This window comes from Flavobacterium sufflavum, from assembly GCF_004016525.1.
GTDB classification, from domain to species: domain Bacteria; phylum Bacteroidota; class Bacteroidia; order Flavobacteriales; family Flavobacteriaceae; genus Flavobacterium; species Flavobacterium sufflavum.
This window is the reverse complement of record NZ_SACJ01000003.1, coordinates 262,691-280,931: the sequence shown is the minus strand read 5'-3', so window position 1 is coordinate 280,931 and position 18,241 is coordinate 262,691. Positions and strand designations below refer to the sequence as shown.

The window sequence follows — 18,241 nt, the reverse complement described above, 5'->3', positions numbered from 1 at the left end:
TACTGATGTTGTGCGAAGGTTTTCTCTTCGATATTTTTGTAAGCTTTAGCTAATCCAAATAAAGTAGTCAAAAACCACCAAATAAAAAGAAACAAGAACCATTGTAGTACTTCTGTCGTCCTCACAATTGCTTTATTATATTCTTGAAAAGATTTAGAACTTTTGCATCTCCTTTTATTGCTGAAATATCATCTGGATAGCCAAATGATTTTAAGCTTGGAGTTGAGGGAAGAGATAGCCATAAGACTACTAAAAGAGCACCAAAGACTATCGAAGTGATTTTAAAATGGTCAATTGCTTTACTTAATTCAGAAGCGTTTTGTTTATTACTTCGGTTTTTAATTATTACCAAGACAATTATTGCTATTAGCAAGGCAGGTCCGAAAATGTAAAGAAGGTCGATGTTTGAAAACATATTTTTAAGGCTTTGAAGTTTTGTGTTTAGGGCTTTGTCATAACTAGTTTATACACGTATAAATTTGAACTGTTTTGTTTTTATTGTTGCGTATTATTTTCTATTTACGAATACAAATTTAAAAACTTTTCTTATTTACGAAAGAAATGACAGTATTATTTACAGCTACACTAAAACAAATTCTTAATGCAACTTAAATCCCTTAATGGTTTTAAAAAAAATTATCGTTTATTGTTGATAATCTCAGCTAATAGTTTCTTAGCCCTGAGGAGTTTTACTTTGACGTTGTTTAGGGGTTCGTCAATTTTATTGGCTATTTCCTGATAGCTCATTTCCTGGAAATAACGCAGCTGGATTACTTCCTGATAATGCGGTTTTAATTCCTTGATGTATTGCAGTAATTGCGACAAATTTTGCTCAGTAATCAGTTCGTCTTCTTTAGACGGAGTGGTATCTGCAATATTGTAGGCTTTCTGGTCTTCCTGTTCGGTAATTTCCACAAAAAGACTCGATCTTTTTTTGCGAAGCATGTCAATATAAACATTCTTTGCAATAGAAATCAGCCAGGTGTTGAACTGGAATTCAGGATTGTAAGTGGCTATTTTATCAAAAGCTTTCGAGAAAGTTTCAATGGTAATGTCTTCGGCATTGGTTTCGTTTTCAGTGCGTTTAAGCATGAATCCATAGACCTCACTCCAATAATGGTTCAATAGAAAAGTAAAGGCCGTTTGGTCTCCTTTTTTTGCTTTTTCTATTTGAGTTTTTATTTCCAATTGACTGGTTTTGAAAAAATATTAGTGATAAAGACATTGATTTGTGTAAAAACAAGCGCAATTTCAATAATTGGAAACCAAAATTTAATGTCTTTTTCTTTTAATTTTCCAGCTGAAAAACCAATGATAAGCCAGGCACATAAATAGCGTAATCCTACTAAACTCAATACCAGAATCCATTGGAATTGGAAAGATAATAATAAAGTAGCCAAAACAATAAATAACAATTGCGAACTATAAAATAAACCCAATTGGAATTGATCGATGCTTTTGTAATGTTTTGCCGTAGCTACATGTCTTCTTTTTTGGGTAAACCAGTCTTTGTATTTTGTTTTTGGTGCTGAGTACGTAAAACTCTCAGGAGTGTAAGCTACTGCGGTATTACTTCCTTTAGCAGCTTCGTTTATAAATAAATCATCGTCGCCCGAACGCACCTGTATGTGATTGATAAAACCGTTTACCTTGAAAAATTCTTCTTTTTTATAGGCTAAATTTCGACCCACTCCCATATAAGGATGTCCAATTTTAGCCCATGAAAAATATTGAACTGCAGTAAGCAAAGTTTCAAAACGAATGATTTTGTTCAGGAACGAATTGGCAATTTTTTCATAGCCTCCATATCCTAAAACAATCGTTCTGTGTAATGTAAATTGCGAACTCATAGCAGTAATCCAATCTTTAGATGTTGGGTAACAATCGGCATCAGTAAATAGTAAATATTCTTTTTTAGCGGCTTTGATACCTAAGGTCAAAGCATATTTTTTATTTCCCCAAAAAGCTTCGTTGTTTTCTACCTTAACGAGACGAATGTTAGAATATTGTTTTTCGAATGCTTCAAAAAGTTCCAAGGTGTTATCACTCGAAGCATCGTCGATTAAAACAATCTCAAAATCAGGGTAGTTTTGCTCGGCTAACAACGGAACAAACTTTGCTACATTTTCTTCTTCATTTTTAGCACAAACGATAACCGAAACAGGAATTCTTTTGGGTGTTATTTTTTGTGCTTTGGCGAAAGCAAATTTCCCAAAAACACCTAAATAATACGCAATTTGAATAGCAACAATAGCAATAAAAAAGTAAAGAATCAGTATAAGCATCAGAGTTTAATGGGTTATTAATCCCGAAAGCTTTCGGGAGACTGCAAAGGTATGAATAGAATTAGGATTTGAAAATGATACAATATGAATTTTCAAAGAAAATTTTCAGAGCTGTTTTTAGCCTTAAATTATGTTTACTTCGGCCTCAATGTGAATGCCAAAAGTCTCAAAAACAGTTTTTTGGATGTCTCTGGAAATGGCTAAAATTTCTTGTCCCGTTGCATTGCCATAATTCACTAAAACCAAAGCCTGGTTTTTATGAATTCCTGCATCGCCAAAGCGTTTTCCCTTAAAACCAGCTTGTTCGATCAACCAGCCCGCAGGAACTTTAACTTCGGTTTCCGAAACCGTATAGAATTTCATCTCCGGGAATTTTTGGTGAATTGTTTCGAAATCGGCTTTCGGAACAATCGGATTCTTGAAAAAACTACCGCTGTTTCCCAGTTCTTTCGGATCAGGTAATTTACTTTGTCTAATGGCAATTACAGCATTGCTCACGTCTTTTAATCCCGGATTAGTGATGTTGTTTTTAGTTAATTCTGCCAAAATATCTCCGTAAGAAGTATTGATTTTATGGTTGCGTTTAGTGAGTTTAAAAACCACCGAAGTAATAATGTACTGGTCTTTTGCCTCGTGTTTAAAGATGCTTTCGCGGTATCCAAAACGGCATTCCTCGTTATGGAATACTTTTGTTTCCAATGTTTTAATATTTATGGTGTTACAGGAAACAAAGGTGTCCTTGATTTCGGCTCCGTAAGCGCCAATGTTTTGAACTGGTGTTGTGCCCACATTCCCCGGAATTAGCGACATATTTTCCAGTCCGCCAAAATCTTGCTCGATGTTCCAAAGTACAAATTCGTGCCAGTTTTCGCCTGCCTGACTTTCAATCCAGACAAAATCATCGTCTTCCTTGATGATTTTTTTTCCTTTTAAATCAATGTGAATCACTAAAGCGTCGATATCCTGAGTCAATAACATATTGCTACCGCCACCCAGAACGAATTTTTTCTCAGAGGAATGTTGTTCTAAAATCGTTTTCAAATCGGCTATGCTGTGAACAGCAACAAATTGTCTGGCCTTGGCCTCAATGCCAAAAGTATTGTAGTTTTTTAAAGAAAAATGATTTAGAATTTCCATAAAAGAAAGCGCTTTGTTAAGATTGAATTTGCGATTCAAAAGTAAGGATAAAATATAAGTTGATTCGAATGAATTTTAAGGTTTTTCTACGACACCTAACTTTTTTCACCATTAAGAGATTTAAGAGAATTAAGCAAAACATTACTTAATTAAACTTAATTACTTAATGGTTTATTTTTTTGAAGAGCTTGTGTCAATCAACTCGTTGTATTTATCGGCAATGATTTTCATGTTGGTTTTGTAATTGACATGTTTTTCAATGAATTCGCGGTTGTTTGTAACAGCTTGGTTTCTAATGCTTGTATTTTCAAAAGCCCAAAGGATTTCATTGGCCAATATTTCAAAATCGTTAATAGTAATTAATTGTCCGTTTTCACGGTGGCGAATCCAGTTTTGATTTCCCGAAATATCGCTGACAATAGGGTAGCAACCGCAAGCCATAGCTTCAAATAATGATGCTGAAACGCCTTCGGTTATTGGCATGCTCAGATAAAAATTAGATTGCTGTAAAAGCTTTGGTAAAGCGGTGTTTATAACTCTTCCTGTGAAAACGACTTTGTTTTCAATATTCAATTCTTTGGCTAATTCTTTTAAAAAATCGAGTTGTTTGCCGTTGCCAATGATGGTTAAACTAAAATTAATTCCTTTTTTGTGTAAAATGCCAAAAGCTTTTAAAATAACCTCATGTCGGTATTCCGGTAAGAGCGAACGAGTAACAATAGCCGAAATTTTATCAGGATTGGCTGTGTTTTTATTTTCGAATTGGTTCAAGTCAATTCCCTTTGGTAAAACCAAAACTTTGGTCATATCCACCTTGGCTTTAGCCATAGAATCAGCCATTACAGGACCCCAGGCGTGAATAAGAGAGGCTTTTTTGAAAGCGTAATTCTGTAAAATTTTCTTAAGCGGAATGGTGATAGAATCTTCCGGCCATAAATCGGTTTTACCTTGTTGGGCAATGGCGGAGGGTTTTAATCCTGAAAGTGCCGCCAGAAAACCATAGCTGGTCGTTCTCTCGGCAATAATCATATCGGGTTTTCGCTGGCGAATTATTTTTCGAATAGCAATAGGAGCGAAGAAAAATTCAAGTGTTCGCAGGATTCTATTGTGCAAGGAATCGTTGGGCGTTTGTAATTCCCAACTGATAATTTCAAAATTTCCAAATTCTTTTAAGCCGTTTATCCAGGTGATAGCGTCAGCGCGATAGGATTCTCCAAGAAAAAGTATTTTTCTTTTTTTCATTAAAGATGTTTTTTTGCCACGAATTTGCGAATTGATTTAAAATTCATCTGTTTCCAACGCGCGATTCATGAATTCGTTCAATGGTTTCAAAAGGATTAGCTTTTGACTCATTTTTGAAACAAAATCTTTTTTAGTCACTTCGGAAATGTCGAATTTCTGAACGGTTTCGAAACTTTTTAATTTTAATAGTTCAATGGCAGGATGGTCTTTTTCGTAACCTCTTGGCGGACTTTTAAGCATGCTTTTTTCATTTCGACTAAAATCGCCAAATTCTCTTTTGAAATTAGCCTCGTTTAAAATGGCTTCTAAATCTTCATGGAAAAAAGCAATTTCTTTACGCACTTTTTTTAAATCGTCGGCTTCGGGGGCATAAAAACCACCGGCTATAAAAGAACCGTTTCTGTCAATATGCACATAATAACCCGCACGATTGAGACCTTTGGAACCAGAAGATAACCAAACGCCCAAATGCGATTTATAAGGCGATTTGTCTTTAGAAAAACGGATATCGCGATTGATTCTGAAAGTACAATTTTTAATCTCTAGCATTTCTAATGTAGGATCCATAGGTTTCATGGCGTCCAGAAAATCACTCACTAACTGATGATAGTCTTTTTTGAAAATCTCATAGCGTTTTTTATTATCCTGAAACCATTCTCGGTTGTTATTGGCTCTTAAATCGTCTAAGAATTGTAGTGATTCTTTTGTTAGCATGAATGTGACTTTTAGTTTTTTATTGTGCTTTTTGTTTTTCGGCATTCCATTTAAGGAAGCCGCCGTCCAGATTGTAGATGTTTTTGAATCCTAATTCTTCCAGTTTTTCAGATGCTTTCAGACTTCGTTTGCCACTTCGGCAATACACATAAACAGGCTTGTTTTTATTGAGTTTTTCGACGTTTTTAACAAAATTTTCTCCTTGCCAGTCTATGTTTTGTGCATTATCAATATGCCCTGTGGCAAATTCTTCGGGAGTGCGAACATCCAGGATTTGTGGTTTTTGAGTTGTTTTTATTTCTTTTGCGAAAGCAGTAACTTCAACTGTTTTGATATTTGTTGCGGTTTGGGCTTTTCCAGAAAATAGTGTGAATAAGAAGATTAACGAGAATAAGATTTTAGATTTCATTGAATTTGAATTTTTATAGTCTCAAAATTAGTTAAAACGATAGACTTTAATGCATTTTACTTTTAGTTTGTGAATTTTTTTGCCACAGATTAACAGAGATTTAAACGGATTTTTTCTTTTTGCTTCGCTAAAAAAAACTTAGTGAGCTTTGCGGAAAACTTAGTGTTCTTTGTGGTTAAATATTATAAGTTGAATATTTTATAAGATTGCAGCGTCGATTTCACAATGGCTTCGGTGCGTTCCGGATGGGTATCTGAAATAAACAGTTGACCAAAAGTATCCGAGTTGACCATTTCGACAATTTTAGCTACCCGGGTTTCGTCTAATTTATCAAAAATATCATCAAATAATAAAATGGGTTTTACGCCACTTTGTTTTTTCAGGAATTCAAATTGTGCCAGTTTTAAAGCAATCAAAAATGATTTCTGTTGGCCTTGCGAACCAAATTTCTTGATAGGATGATTGTCGATTTCAAATGCCAAATCATCTTTATGGATTCCCACGCTGGTGTAATGCAAAGCTCTGTCTTTATTGATGTTTTCCTGTAAAAGTGTTAGTAAATCATTTTCGAATAAATGACTTTCATACACCAACTGAACTGATTCCTGCGAACCCGTAATGGCATGATGGTGTTCGTTGAAAATGGGAATAAACTCGGCGATGAATTCTTTTCTTTTTTCGAAAATGTACTTTCCATAAGCATTTAGTTGCTCATTATATATAGAAAGGGTGTCGTTGTCAAAAACATGATTCAAAGCAAAATATTTCAACAAGGCATTGCGCTGACTCATTACTTTCTGGTACTGAATGAGTTGTTGTAAGTAATGTGAATCGAGTTGGGATATAATGCTGTCAATAAACTTTCGGCGGGTTTCGCTGCCTTCGATAATTAAATCCCTGTCGGCTGGTGAAATAATAACGAGCGGAATGAATCCAATATGATCTGAGAATTTATCGTAAGCTTTGCCGTTGCGTTTCAATACTTTTTTTTGTCCTTTTTTCAGGCTGCAAACCAGTTGTTCGCTTCTCTCATTTTTTATGAATTCGGCATCAATTACAAAAAACTCTTCGCCATGTTTGATATTTTGAACCGCCAACGGATTAAAATAGCTTTTTCCATAAGACAAATGGTAAATGGCATCCAGGACATTTGTTTTTCCGATACCATTTTTACCTACAAAACAGATTATTTTACCATCAAATTCGAAATTGGCTTCCGAAAAATTTTTATAATTGAATAAAGAAATTTTTTTTAAATACATTTTAAGCGCTGCTGATATTGAGGTGTTTGCTGTTTTTGCCTGGACTTTTAAAAGAGGCTGCAAATTATTGAAAAATATCGATATAAAAGGCTTTTGGATGTTTTCTGTGCTAAAAAAAATCCGACTGAATTTGGAGTTTGTTCGTTAAAATAAAAATATTTTGGATTTAGATATAAAATATGAGTTTTTATGTGTGGGTTTGAATAAAAATTTTATTTTTGCGGTTCACTAAATTATTTTTAAATGGCTACGTACAATAAAAGAGGATATAAAGCACCAAAAGAGAAAGAAGTAAAAGAGGCAGTAGAAGAACAAGTAGTAATTGACGAAAAAAACAGTACAACGGCTGAGGTTTTTTCTAAATTAGATGAAACTGCATCAAAAACGGAAGACTGGGTTGCTAAAAACCAAAAAATCATTATTGGTGTAGTAGCAGCTGTGGCTTTGTTTACAGTAGGATATGTAGTTTTTCAAAAGTTTATTGCTGAACCAAAAGAAGAAGAAGCTGCCAGTGAAATGTTTGTTGCCCAACAAAATTTCCAACAAGCCAGTAATGGAGTTGCCAGCGATTCATTGTATAAATTAGCATTGAATGGTTCAGAAGGTAAATTTGGATTCGTTAAAATTGCTGATGAATATTCAGGGACTTCAGCAGGAAATTTAGCTAATTATTATGCAGGTATTGCCTATTTGAATACAGGAAAGTACGCTGAAGCGATTGATTATTTAAGCAAATTCAAATCGGAAGATGTTATTTTGAGCGCAATGGCAAAAGGTGCTATTGGAGATGCTTATGCTGAGAAAAATCAGCCAAAAGAAGCTTTAGAGAATTATGTAAAAGCTGCTGAGTCAAATAAAAATGATTTTACAACACCTCGTTTCTTGTTGAAAGCAGGAAAAACAGCTTTAGAATTAGGAAACAAAGAAGACGCTGTGAAATATTTTATAGATATTAAAGATAACTATGAGAATTCACCTGAAGCTGCTTCAGTTGATGCTTTAATCGGTTTATCTCAGTAATAAAAAACAGCATTTAAAATATTGGTGATTGCAGGGATTAAAAAGACTTGTAATCACCAATTTTTATTTATAAATTGAAAGTCTAAAATTAAATTTGATATGGCAACGATTAATAAAAATTTATCCGCTTATGATAAAAACGCACTTCCTAGTGCGAAAGATTTTCGTTTTGGAATTGTGGTTTCTGAATGGAACGAAAATATAACAGAAGGCTTGTATAAAGGAGCTGAAGATGCTCTTTTAGATAATGAAGTTCCGGCAGAAAATATTATCCGATGGAATGTTCCGGGAAGTTTTGAGTTGATTTATGGAGCGAAAAAAATGTTGCAGACTCAAAAAGTGGATGCTGTAATTGCGATAGGCTGTGTAATTCAGGGACAAACTAAACACTTTGATTTTGTTTGCGAAGGGGTAACGCAAGGAATCAAAGACCTGAATGTGCAAACAGATATTCCGGTAATTTTTTGTGTTTTGACCGATAATACCATGCAACAATCTATTGATAGAAGCGGAGGGATTCACGGAAATAAAGGGACTGAAGCAGCTATTGCGGCTATAAAAATGGCTTACATTCGTCAGCAGGCTTCCTTGGCTCATGATTATGCAAATCAGAATTTGTTGACTTCAGGAGCAGTTCAGTTAGGAGAAGGGACACCTTTGGAATTAAAAGAATAAAACTAAATAATTCAGAATGAAACCTATACTATTCTAGCCAAATGGTATAGGTTTTTTTGTTTTATTTATGATTATTAAAGCAATAAAACCCCATGGAAATTTGTTAAATTTGTGCAGCTTTGTTTTTAAACTATAACTTAATTTTTTTTAATGTCGAGTATAATCCAATTACTTCCTGATCATGTTGCTAATCAAATTGCTGCGGGCGAGGTGGTTCAAAGACCGGCTTCGGTTGTTAAAGAATTGCTTGAAAATGCAGTAGATGCTAATGCAACGGATATCAAGTTGATTATAAAAGATGCCGGAAAATCATTGGTTCAGGTTATTGACAATGGAAAGGGGATGAATGTTACCGATGCACGTTTGTGTTTTGAGCGTCATGCTACTTCCAAAATTCGTCATGCTGAAGATTTGTTTAGTTTGCATACAAAAGGTTTCCGTGGTGAGGCTTTGGCTTCTATTGCGGCGATTGCTCATGTGGAAATGAAAACCAAGCAGGATCAAGAAGAATTAGGAACACAAATTGTTATTGAAGGAAGTAAATTTGTTTCCCAGGAATCGGCTGTGTTGCCTAAAGGGACTTCGTTTGCCGTTAAAAATTTGTTTTTTAATATTCCTGCCCGACGTAATTTCTTAAAGTCAGATACCGTAGAATATCGTCATATTATTGATGAATTTCAGCGCGTGGCTTTGGCTCACCCCAATATCCATTTTACTTTTTACCACAATGGCAGCGAAATGTATAATTTGCCCATTTCTACGTCAAGGCAACGTGTAGTGAATGTTTTTTCGGGGAAAACTAACGAGAAATTAGTTCCTGTTCAGGAAGATACTGAAATTGTTACCGTTGAAGGATTTGTCAGCAAACCTGAATTTGCTAAAAAAAACAGAGGAGAGCAGTTTTTCTTTGTCAATGACCGATTTATAAAAAGTGGTTATTTGCATCATGCGGTGATGGCTGCCTACGACGGAATTTTAAAAGACGGAGCACAACCGAGTTATTTCCTGTATTTATCGGTTCCGCCAAATTCTATCGATATCAATATCCACCCTACCAAAACCGAAATCAAGTTTGATGACGAAAGTGCGTTGTATGCTATTTTAAGAGCTTCAATAAAACACAGTTTGGGACAGTTTAATGTGGCGCCTGTTTTGGATTTCGAAAGAGATGCTAATTTGGATACGCCTTATCATTATAAAGATTTGGAAGGGGCTATGCCTACCATTCAAGTGGATAGTACTTTCAATCCGTTTTCGGATGATAAAGTTAATAAGCATTATGCCAATTCTGGTTCTGGCTCTAGTTCCGGTTCTGGCTCGGGCTACAAGAAACCCGCTTCAACAGCCAGTTGGGAGAGTTTGTACGTTGGTTTAAAACAAGAAGCTGATTTTACGACTGAGAGCACCGAATTTTCATTTGAAAGCGAAGAAGTGACTGGGTCGTTATTTAATGACGAAGAAGTAGAACATGCGGTTCAGAACGTATATCAAATTCATAAAAAATATATTGTTTCTCCTATCAAGTCTGGAATGGTAATTGTGGATCAGCAACGCGCGCACCAGCGGGTTTTGTACGAACAATTCTTGACTAATATGACGGTACATCAGGCATCGAGCCAGCAGTTGTTGTTTCCGTTGAATTTGTATTTTTCGTCAAGCGAAATGGAATTAATTGACGAATTGAAGCTTTCTCTTGTCAATACAGGATTTGTTTTTGAAGATACCAATGATGATCATGTGGTGATTTCAGGAATTCCGGTTAATGTGACCGAAAGTGAAATTTCGATGGTATTAGAACAATTATTGGGTGATTTGCAGGAAGGAATCCCGGAGAATAGTTTTAGTCAAAATGATACCATTGCCAAATCGATGGCGAAGAGTCTGGCTGTGAAAACAGGAACGAGTTTAACAATAAAAGAACAGGAGAATCTAGTAAACGGACTTTTTGCCTGCAAAGATCCAAATGTGTCTCCTTTTCAAAAACCAACTTTCATCACGATGCGTGTGGAAGATATAGATAAAAAATTTGCAGTATGATGAATATAACTCCAATTGTCAAACAATTAATAATAATTAATATTCTTTTTTTTGTGGGAACATTGGTAGTTGGAGATCCAGCTTATCAAATGTTGGCCATGTATTTTCCAGAAAACTCAAATTTTCATTTTTGGCAACCCTTAACGCATATGTTCATGCATGGGGGATTTGCCCATATTGCTTTTAATATGTTTGCACTCTATTCTTTTGGATCAACATTAGAGCACTTTTGGGGTGAAAAGAAATTTTTATTTTTTTATATTTCCTGTGGATTAGGGGCTGTATTGATAAATACTGCAGTAAACTATTATTTTTTTCAAGATGGATTAAATGTTTTGATGAATCAGGGTTTTTCAAAAGAGGAAATTATATCTGTCTTAAATGGGAAAGGAAATAGTGAACTTGCACCAATATTGAATGGGATTGAATTTAAAAGATTTATAGAAGCTTATTTTGGAACTGTCGTAGGTGCTTCGGGTGCAATTTATGGTTTGTTAGTTGCTTTTGCATTTATGTTTCCTAATGCAGAGTTGGGAATTATGTTTATTCCTGTACCTGTAAAAGCTAAATATTTTGTTCCGGTATATATGCTTCTTTTTGATGGGTTCTTTGGTATTTTTGGTAATTCGTTGATGGGTATTGATTCCGGAATAGCACATTATGCACATATTGGTGGTGCTTTATTTGGTTTTCTGATTATGTGGTATTGGAAGAAAAATCAGTTTAATGATAACCGTTGGAATTAATAAAAAAAGAATAAATCTTATAATGACGAATAAATGAATATTCTAGACGACTTAAAATTGCAATACAAACTAGGGGGAGTGGCTCATAGATTGATCTATTGGAATGTGGCTTGTTTTTTAATATCATTGATTTTTTTCTATGGTTTTCAAACGGGTTCGTTTTCTTATCCTTCATGGGTTGCGCTGTCCACAAATCCAGCAGATTTTATATTTAAGCCATGGACGTTTTTAACCTATGCTTTTTTTCACGAAGGATTTTGGCATTTGGCTTTTAATATGATGGTTTTAAATTTTGCGAGTCAATTGTTTTTAACCTTTTTTACCCAAAAACAGTTTTTAGGATTGTATGTTTTGAGTGCTGTTTTTGCGGGTATTGTTTTTGTTGCCAGCTATTATTTTATGAATATCAGTACGGCTATTGTGGGAGCTTCGGCAGCAATCATGGCAATATTGGTTGCAGTTACCACTTATCAGCCTTTAATGCAAGTGCGTTTGTTGTTGATAGGGAATGTGAAGTTGTGGCACATAACTGCTGTAATTCTGATACTTGATTTAATGCAGTTTCGTACGGAGAATATGGGTGGGCATATTTCGCATTTGGCAGGTGCTTTCTTTGGATTCGTGTATATAAAAGCCTTGCAGAATGGCAGTGATATTAGCGTTGTGATTACCAGGATTATTGATCTTTTTGCTAATAGTTTCAGGAAATCGCCATCGACTCCTTTTAAAAAAGTACATAAAAATTATTCTAAGCCAGTAGAAAAAAGAGCTTCCAGAATTGTAACAAAAGATAAGGTACAGCAACAAATCGATGAGATTTTAGATAAAATCAGTCAATCGGGTTATGATAGCTTAACAAAAGAAGAGAAAGATTTTTTATTCAAATCAGGGAAATAATTGCTTGAAATTTCTTTATTTTTATACAGACTTTAAGCATTAAATTTAAAAAAATGAAAAACCTTTCGTGGTTCAATAGAGGGATGTTTTCTTTAAATATCTTTCTGATAGTCATTACTTTTATCGCTTATATTTTGCCTTTTTTGGCACCGAAAACTTTTCCTCTTTTATCGGTGCTAACTCTTTTTATGCCTGTGTTTTTCGTATTTAACAGTCTTTTTTTTGTGTACTGGGCCGTACAATTGAAAAAAAGAATGATGATGTCCGGTTTAGTGCTTTTGATAGGGATTACTTTTATCAATAAGTTTTATAAATTTTCGACTAAAGAATATCCTCAAAGCGATAAAGATTTTGTGGTGATGAGTTACAATGTCCGACTGTTTAATTTGTTTAAATGGCAAAATAAGCTGGATATTCCTGAAACCATTTTGGAATTCATCAATGATAAAAATCCGGATATTCTATGTATTCAGGAATATTCTAATTCGGCTCATGTTGACCTAAAAGTATATCCGCACCGGGCTATTTTTATGGAAGGTAATCAGATAAAAACCGGGCAAGCCATTTTTTCTAAATTTCCAATTATTGAACAGGGTAAAATTTCGTTTCCCAATTCGAATAACAACGTGGTGTATGCTGATATAAAGAGAGGAAAAGATGTTATCAGAGTGTATAATATGCATTTGCAATCCATCAAGATTTCACCGGATGTTAATGAAATTTCGGAGAATATTGATGTGATTAACAAAGAAAAATCGCAAATGTTGTTTTATAGAATCAGTAAGGCTTTCAAGCAACAACAACAGCAGGCAGAGATTTTAAGGGATAATTTAAGAGAATGTGAGTATCCTGTTATTATTTGTGGAGACATGAATAATAGTGCTTTCTCCTATGTGTATCGCATTATCAAGGGAAGTTTAAAAGACAGTTTTGAAGAAGCTGGAAAAGGTTTTGGGCAAACTTATCGATTTAAATATTATCCAGCCCGAATAGATTACATTTTTGCCGATAGACAAATGAAGGTGAAAAGCTTTGAAACTTTCCCTGAATTTGATAATTCTGACCATTACCCAATTATGGCAAAACTTTCATTTGAATAAATCTTAGGATAAATTCCAATCCCGAAGTTTCAGGATAAAATTCCAAATCCCTAAATAATACTATTCTAATTGCTGTGATTTTAGGTAATCAACAGTAAATTTACCTTCGTTAAAAAGTAAATCAAGAATACTTAAGTTGTTGATAAAACCGTATTTGTCATCAAAAACCTGGGTGTAAGGCTCAAATACAGAAGTGTCTTTTTTTCCGTTTACCAAAAAACGATAATCTTGAATTTCATTTGAATTTACTTCATGAAAATATTCTGTTGTGGTTTCGAAATTGAATTTGGTACGCATGCATTTTGAGATGATGTTGAATGCTTCAAAATTCAAATCCATTAGAAAAGTATGCTTTTTTTCGAAAAAAGGTATGAAGTCATCTTCGAAGAATTCAAAGAAAGGAGAGCTTCTGTAAGCGGCTTCCAGAGATTTAAAATGCTGTTTTTGCCAGTCAAAATCGTTTTCTATCTGAATATCTTTTGTTTTTTGATGGCTCGTTTTCGAATGCTTTATAGGGATATTTAATAGCTGGATCCCATTTGGACTATAAATATAAGTACGGTTTCTGTTAGTCTGTTTTTGAAAATTATCTTCCATTTCAAATATAATACTTTCTGATTGCATTATGGCAACAAAATGACTAATCGATGGGAAATAAGATGGATGTAATAAGGTTTTCATTTGTTAATTTATTATATAGTTTAGGTCTGAAATTGAGATTTTACTGACCCAATTTCAAACCTAAAACTTTAGACTAGATATTGTTTTTCTCTTTTCTTTTTTTCCAAAAATACTCGCCTACAAAGAATGCTGCCAATAAGATCAAGAAAATTTTGAAATAAGATTGTGGTTGGCCTTTACCATTAACGGTTGTAAAAATTCTGTTCCAGCGTACTTTGTTTAATCCTTTTGCGTTAGAATCCCAGCTCATCCAGATAAATATCGGTTTTCCTACAATATGATCTTCTGGAGTATAGCCAAAATAACGTGCATCTAGTGAATTATGGCGATTGTCACCCATCATCCAGTAATAATTTTGTTTGAAAGTGTAGCTGTTAACTACTTTGCCATTCAATCTAATCTCGTTTCCAGTTATTTTTAGGTTGTTTTTGTTTCCGTTGTCGTCTTTTTCGTAATCGGTAATGATTCTTTTGTAAAATGGCAGGCTTTCAAGTGTAAGCGCTACTGTTTTACCTTGTTTAGGAATATAGATTGGACCAAAATTATCATTAGACCAATTGTTTGTTATAGAAGGTTTTTGGTCCTTAAAATCAGGAAATATTCCGTCTTCAGAACTCTTGTTAATTACTCTGCTTACAGAAGTAATTCCAGGAACTTTTTTCAATTTTTCCGCTCCGGAAAAAGTTAATGCGTATATTATTAAAGTATCTCTTGAGCTATTTATAAAAGAGGCTCCGTCAGTTGCATTTAATTCTTTTAATAAATATTCGAAATCTATTGGTGTTTTACCATCATAAACTGCTTTGTAGGAGTATTGTGGTTTTGCTCTTTCAGGTAAAATCAATTCTTTTCCATTGATAAAAACAATTCCATTTTTTATCTCCAGACTATCGCCAGGAATTCCTACACAACGTTTTACATAATTTGTTTTTTTATCAATAGGTTTATAATATTTTTTATCAGCAGGAAGATACATGTTAAACAAAGTATCTGTCGGCCAATTAAAAACAACAATATCATTATTATTTATTTTTTGATAACCGAGAAGTCTTAAATAGGGAAGTTGAGGTTTAGAAAAATATGATTTAATGTTAAAGAAAGGTATAGTGTCGTGAACCATTGGTGCGGCAATTGTTGTCATTGGAACTCTAGCGCCATAATTAAATTTACTTACAAATAAAAAATCGCCTATTAATAGGGTTTTTTCTAATGATGCTGTTGGAATTGTATATGGTTGAATAAAATAAGTGTGCACTAAAGTAGCAACAATAATAGCAAATAATAAAGAGCTTACAGTATCGGCAGTTTTATTTTTTGGGTGTAAGCTTCTTTCTTTATTGTATTCTAATTTTTGTGTGTAATTGATATAATAGATATACAATCCGCAAGTTACAATTCCTAAAATAGTGTCTAACTGACTGCGTTTTCCAAAACTTTTTAATGTTTCTACCCAAATAACAGGAAACATAATGAGGTTGATAATGGGAATGAAAAGTAATAATGTCCACCAGGTTGGACGCTTAATAATTTTCATCAGCACAATAGCATTATATATAGGTATTGCTGCTTCCCAGCTTTTTTTTCCAGCGGCTTTGTATAATTTCCAAGTTCCTAAAAAATGAACTGCTTGAATTATGAGAAAAAAAATAAACCACTGGTTTAGTGTCATGATATTTTGATTATAACTTTAAGAACTTTGAATTTCAACTATATATTTTTGTTCTCTTTTCTTTTTTTCCAGAAATATTCGCCTACAAAGAATGCTGCCAATAAAATCAAGAAGATTTTAAAATAAGATTGTGGTTGACCTTCGCCGCTTACAGTCGTAAATACTCTGTCCCAACGCACTTTGTTCAATCCTTTTGCGTTTTTGTCCCAACTCATCCAGATAAAAACCGGTTTTCCTACAATGTGATCTTCCGGAACATATCCCCAATAACGACTGTCTTCTGAATTATGGCGATTATCACCCATCATCCAGTAGTAGTTTTGTTTAAACGTGTAACTGTTAACTACTTTTCCGTTCAGTCTGATTTCGTTTCCGGTTACTTTTAAGTCATTTTTGTTACCGTTATCGTCTTTTTCGTAATCAGTAATGATTCTTTTGTAAAACGGCAGGCTTTCAATTGTAAGTGCTACTGTTTTTCCTTTTTGAGGGATGTAGATAGGGCCAAAATTATCGCCGTTCCATTTGTTGATGTGTGGAAAAATACCAGGTTCAGTACCTCTGGCAATCTGTCTTTTCACAGCAGTTATTCCGGTGGTGTTTTTTAATCTTTCAGCTCCAGCCGCAGTTAAAGCTCTAAAATAAAGAGTGTCTTTTGAATCATTTATACCTACACCATCGGTAACATCCATTTCTCTTAATAAATTTTCTAAATCAACGGGAGGTTTTTTGGTATCTATTCCTACCGCATAAGAAAATTGAGGTTTTGCACGTTCAGGCAGTTGTAAAACTTTTCCATTCACGTAAACGATTCCGTCTTTTATAGCTAAACTATCTCCGGCAATACCTACACATCTCTTTACGTAGTTTGATTCCTTGTCAATAGGTTTTATAACTCCAGGTCGACCTTTAGGTTCGAAAAAGTAATGTACCGTATCTACTGGCCAGTTAAAAACAACAATGTCTGTGCGTTTTATTTTGTCTTCAATTCCAGGTAATCTTAAGTAGGGCAATTGTGGCCAACTTAAATATGATTTTCTTTTAGTCATCGGAATAGAGTCGTGAACCATTGGCAAGGCCACAGTAGTCATAGGAACTCTGGCTCCATAATTGACTTTACTTACAAACAGAAAATCACCTATAAGTAATGATTTTTCTAATGAGGAAGTTGGAATAGTATAAGGTTGCACAAAATATGTATGCACTAATGTAGCTACTATGATGGCAAACAATAGAGAACTTACAGTATCGGCAGTTTTGTTTTTTGGGTGTAAACTTCTTTCTTTATTATAATCTAATTTTTGTGTGTAATTGATGTAATAAATATACAATCCGCAAGTTACAATTCCTAAAACAGTATCCAGCTGACTGCGTTTTCCAAAACTTCTCAATGTTTCTACCCAAATAACCGGAAACATAATCAGGTTGATAATTGGGATAAAAAGCAATATGGTCCACCAAGTAGGGCGGCCAATGATTTTCATTAGGACAATAGCATTATATACCGGTATTGCAGCTTCCAATTTTTTTCTTCCCGCTGCTTCATATAGTTTCCAAGTTCCTAAAAAATGAACAACTTGAATAAAAAGAAAGAATACAAACCATTGATATAGTGTCATAGTTCTTTTGAATTAAAGGTTAAATTTTGGTTTGATTATTTAATGTTAAGTACGTCTCTCATGCTGAAGATACCTTGTTTTCCTGCTAACCATTCGGCTGCAATTACAGCTCCAAGAGCAAATCCTTCACGATTGTGAGCGGTATGTTTGATTTCGATACTGTCAATACCAGAATCGTAAGTTACTGTATGTGTACCCGGAACTTCACCTGTACGAACAGCTTCAATGTGGATTTCTTTTTCTTTTGCATTTTCAAGAGTCCAATTGTTGTAGTTGCTGTTTTCAATAACGCCTTGTGCCAATGAAATAGCTGTTCCGCTAGGAGCATCAAGTTTGTGGATGTGGTGAATTTCTTCCATAGTTACATTGTATCCGTCAATGTTAGCCATCATTTTAGCCAAGTATTCGTTTAGACCAAAAAACAGATTAACACCTAAACTAAAGTTAGAGCTCGAAATAAAACCACCATTTTTTTCTTTGCATAAAGCAATCATTTCGTCATAACGGTCTAGCCATCCGGTAGTTCCTGAAACTACAGGAACATTGTTGTTGAAACTAGCAGAAATATTATCTACGGCTGCCATAGGAACACTAAAATCAATAGCAACATCGGCATTTGAAAGTCCTTCATAGGTGTTGAATTCATCCTTTTTTAAGACAATTTCATGTCCTCTTTCCAGAGCAATTCTTTCAATTACCTGACCCATTTTTCCGTATCCTAAAAGCGCGATTTTCATTTGTACTATATTTA

At 34.3% G+C, this 18,241-nt stretch carries 18 protein-coding genes; 6 read left to right on the top strand and 12 right to left on the bottom strand.

The annotated features are described in order from the left end of the window. Nucleotides 1–121 precede the first annotated feature (121 nt). The 8 genes from EOD40_RS06925 to recF form a co-directional block, all read right to left on the bottom strand. Nucleotides 122–415 (bottom strand): hypothetical protein, encoded by a 294-nt coding sequence (locus tag EOD40_RS06925; RefSeq protein WP_128194163.1) that lies wholly within the window; start codon nt 413–415, stop codon nt 122–124. 221 nt (nt 416–636) lie between these two features. Continuing rightward, nucleotides 637–1,188: an RNA polymerase sigma factor gene (locus EOD40_RS06920; protein WP_128194162.1), complete on the bottom strand. Its 552-nt coding sequence runs from the start codon at nt 1,186–1,188 to the stop codon at nt 637–639. Then, on the bottom strand, nt 1,179–2,285 hold the full coding sequence (locus tag EOD40_RS06915; RefSeq protein ID WP_128194161.1) for a glycosyltransferase: 1,107 nt from the start codon (nt 2,283–2,285) through the stop codon (nt 1,179–1,181). The genes EOD40_RS06920 and EOD40_RS06915 overlap by 10 nt, the downstream gene beginning before the upstream one ends. 123 nt (nt 2,286–2,408) lie before the next feature. Next, entirely contained in the window at nt 2,409–3,422 is a 1,014-nt protein-coding gene (gene murB, locus EOD40_RS06910) for a UDP-N-acetylmuramate dehydrogenase (RefSeq protein ID WP_128194160.1), read from the bottom strand. 171 nt (nt 3,423–3,593) lie between these two features. Then, entirely contained in the window at nt 3,594–4,664 is a 1,071-nt protein-coding gene (locus EOD40_RS06905; RefSeq protein ID WP_128194159.1) for a glycosyltransferase, read from the bottom strand. A 36-nt stretch (nt 4,665–4,700) separates the two neighbouring features. After that, on the bottom strand, nt 4,701–5,378 hold the full coding sequence (locus EOD40_RS06900) for a DUF2461 domain-containing protein (RefSeq protein WP_128194158.1): 678 nt from the start codon (nt 5,376–5,378) through the stop codon (nt 4,701–4,703). Nucleotides 5,379–5,397: 19 nt separating this feature from the next. Next, nucleotides 5,398–5,787, bottom strand: a complete 390-nt coding sequence (locus EOD40_RS06895) for a rhodanese-like domain-containing protein (RefSeq protein ID WP_128194157.1) — start codon at nt 5,785–5,787, stop codon at nt 5,398–5,400. A gap of 182 nt (nt 5,788–5,969) precedes the next feature. Then, nucleotides 5,970–7,049 (bottom strand): DNA replication/repair protein RecF, encoded by a 1,080-nt coding sequence (gene recF, locus EOD40_RS06890; RefSeq protein ID WP_128194156.1) that lies wholly within the window; start codon nt 7,047–7,049, stop codon nt 5,970–5,972. Between the two features lie 243 nt (nt 7,050–7,292). On the opposite strand from recF, the gene EOD40_RS06885 reads away from it, so the two are divergent. The 6 genes from EOD40_RS06885 (at nt 7,293) to EOD40_RS06860 (ending at nt 13,524) form a co-directional block, all read left to right on the top strand. Then, nucleotides 7,293–8,069: a tetratricopeptide repeat protein gene (locus tag EOD40_RS06885; RefSeq protein ID WP_128194155.1), complete on the top strand. Its 777-nt coding sequence runs from the start codon at nt 7,293–7,295 to the stop codon at nt 8,067–8,069. A 99-nt stretch (nt 8,070–8,168) separates the two neighbouring features. Then, entirely contained in the window at nt 8,169–8,744 is a 576-nt protein-coding gene (gene ribH / locus EOD40_RS06880) for a 6,7-dimethyl-8-ribityllumazine synthase (protein WP_128194154.1), read from the top strand. A 150-nt stretch (nt 8,745–8,894) separates the two neighbouring features. Further along, nucleotides 8,895–10,781, top strand: a complete 1,887-nt coding sequence (mutL, locus tag EOD40_RS06875) for a DNA mismatch repair endonuclease MutL (RefSeq protein WP_128194153.1) — start codon at nt 8,895–8,897, stop codon at nt 10,779–10,781. Beyond that, complete coding sequence (locus EOD40_RS06870; protein WP_128194152.1) at nt 10,778–11,527, top strand: rhomboid family intramembrane serine protease; 750 nt, start codon at nt 10,778–10,780, stop codon at nt 11,525–11,527. The genes mutL and EOD40_RS06870 overlap by 4 nt, the downstream gene beginning before the upstream one ends. A gap of 33 nt (nt 11,528–11,560) precedes the next feature. After that, nucleotides 11,561–12,424: a rhomboid family intramembrane serine protease gene (locus tag EOD40_RS06865; RefSeq protein WP_128194151.1), complete on the top strand. Its 864-nt coding sequence runs from the start codon at nt 11,561–11,563 to the stop codon at nt 12,422–12,424. A 53-nt stretch (nt 12,425–12,477) separates the two neighbouring features. Continuing rightward, a complete protein-coding gene (locus EOD40_RS06860) occupies nt 12,478–13,524 on the top strand; it encodes an endonuclease/exonuclease/phosphatase family protein (protein ID WP_128194150.1) in 1,047 nt (348 codons plus the stop codon). A 60-nt stretch (nt 13,525–13,584) separates the two neighbouring features. Here the strand turns inward: EOD40_RS06860 and EOD40_RS06855 are convergent, their stop codons facing one another. From EOD40_RS06855 to dapB, 4 genes are all read right to left on the bottom strand, one after another. Continuing rightward, nucleotides 13,585–14,205: a WbqC family protein gene (locus EOD40_RS06855; protein WP_128194149.1), complete on the bottom strand. Its 621-nt coding sequence runs from the start codon at nt 14,203–14,205 to the stop codon at nt 13,585–13,587. 73 nt (nt 14,206–14,278) lie between these two features. After that, nucleotides 14,279–15,874, bottom strand: coding sequence for a signal peptidase I (gene lepB, locus EOD40_RS06850; RefSeq protein WP_128194148.1), 1,596 nt, complete (start codon nt 15,872–15,874; stop codon nt 14,279–14,281). Nucleotides 15,875–15,912: 38 nt separating this feature from the next. Continuing rightward, nucleotides 15,913–17,490 carry a signal peptidase I gene (gene lepB / locus EOD40_RS06845; RefSeq protein ID WP_128194147.1) on the bottom strand — a complete coding sequence of 526 codons (1,578 nt, stop codon included), beginning with the start codon at nt 17,488–17,490 and terminating at the stop codon, nt 15,913–15,915. Between the two features lie 35 nt (nt 17,491–17,525). Next, nucleotides 17,526–18,227, bottom strand: a complete 702-nt coding sequence (gene dapB, locus EOD40_RS06840; protein ID WP_128194146.1) for a 4-hydroxy-tetrahydrodipicolinate reductase — start codon at nt 18,225–18,227, stop codon at nt 17,526–17,528. Nucleotides 18,228–18,241 lie beyond the last annotated feature (14 nt).

Bases quoted from the DNA above. Each gene is read 5' to 3' on its own strand.
- EOD40_RS06925 (WP_128194163.1), bottom strand. From the start codon at position 415: ATGTTTTCAAACATCGACCTTCTTTACATTTTCGGACCTGCCTTGCTA.
- EOD40_RS06915 (WP_128194161.1), bottom strand. From the start codon at position 2,285: ATGCTTATACTGATTCTTTACTTTTTTATTGCTATTGTTGCTATTCAA.
- murB (WP_128194160.1), bottom strand. From the start codon at position 3,422: ATGGAAATTCTAAATCATTTTTCTTTAAAAAACTACAATACTTTTGGC.
- EOD40_RS06905 (WP_128194159.1), bottom strand. From the start codon at position 4,664: ATGAAAAAAAGAAAAATACTTTTTCTTGGAGAATCCTATCGCGCTGAC.
- EOD40_RS06900 (WP_128194158.1), bottom strand. From the start codon at position 5,378: ATGCTAACAAAAGAATCACTACAATTCTTAGACGATTTAAGAGCCAAT.
- EOD40_RS06895 (WP_128194157.1), bottom strand. From the start codon at position 5,787: ATGAAATCTAAAATCTTATTCTCGTTAATCTTCTTATTCACACTATTT.
- recF (WP_128194156.1), bottom strand. From the start codon at position 7,049: ATGTATTTAAAAAAAATTTCTTTATTCAATTATAAAAATTTTTCGGAA.
- EOD40_RS06885 (WP_128194155.1), top strand. From the start codon at position 7,293: ATGGCTACGTACAATAAAAGAGGATATAAAGCACCAAAAGAGAAAGAA.
- ribH (WP_128194154.1), top strand. From the start codon at position 8,169: ATGGCAACGATTAATAAAAATTTATCCGCTTATGATAAAAACGCACTT.
- mutL (WP_128194153.1), top strand. From the start codon at position 8,895: ATGTCGAGTATAATCCAATTACTTCCTGATCATGTTGCTAATCAAATT.
- EOD40_RS06870 (WP_128194152.1), top strand. From the start codon at position 10,778: ATGATGAATATAACTCCAATTGTCAAACAATTAATAATAATTAATATT.
- EOD40_RS06865 (WP_128194151.1), top strand. From the start codon at position 11,561: ATGAATATTCTAGACGACTTAAAATTGCAATACAAACTAGGGGGAGTG.
- EOD40_RS06860 (WP_128194150.1), top strand. From the start codon at position 12,478: ATGAAAAACCTTTCGTGGTTCAATAGAGGGATGTTTTCTTTAAATATC.
- EOD40_RS06855 (WP_128194149.1), bottom strand. From the start codon at position 14,205: ATGAAAACCTTATTACATCCATCTTATTTCCCATCGATTAGTCATTTT.
- lepB (WP_128194148.1), bottom strand. From the start codon at position 15,874: ATGACACTAAACCAGTGGTTTATTTTTTTTCTCATAATTCAAGCAGTT.
- lepB (WP_128194147.1), bottom strand. From the start codon at position 17,490: ATGACACTATATCAATGGTTTGTATTCTTTCTTTTTATTCAAGTTGTT.
- dapB (WP_128194146.1), bottom strand. From the start codon at position 18,227: ATGAAAATCGCGCTTTTAGGATACGGAAAAATGGGTCAGGTAATTGAA.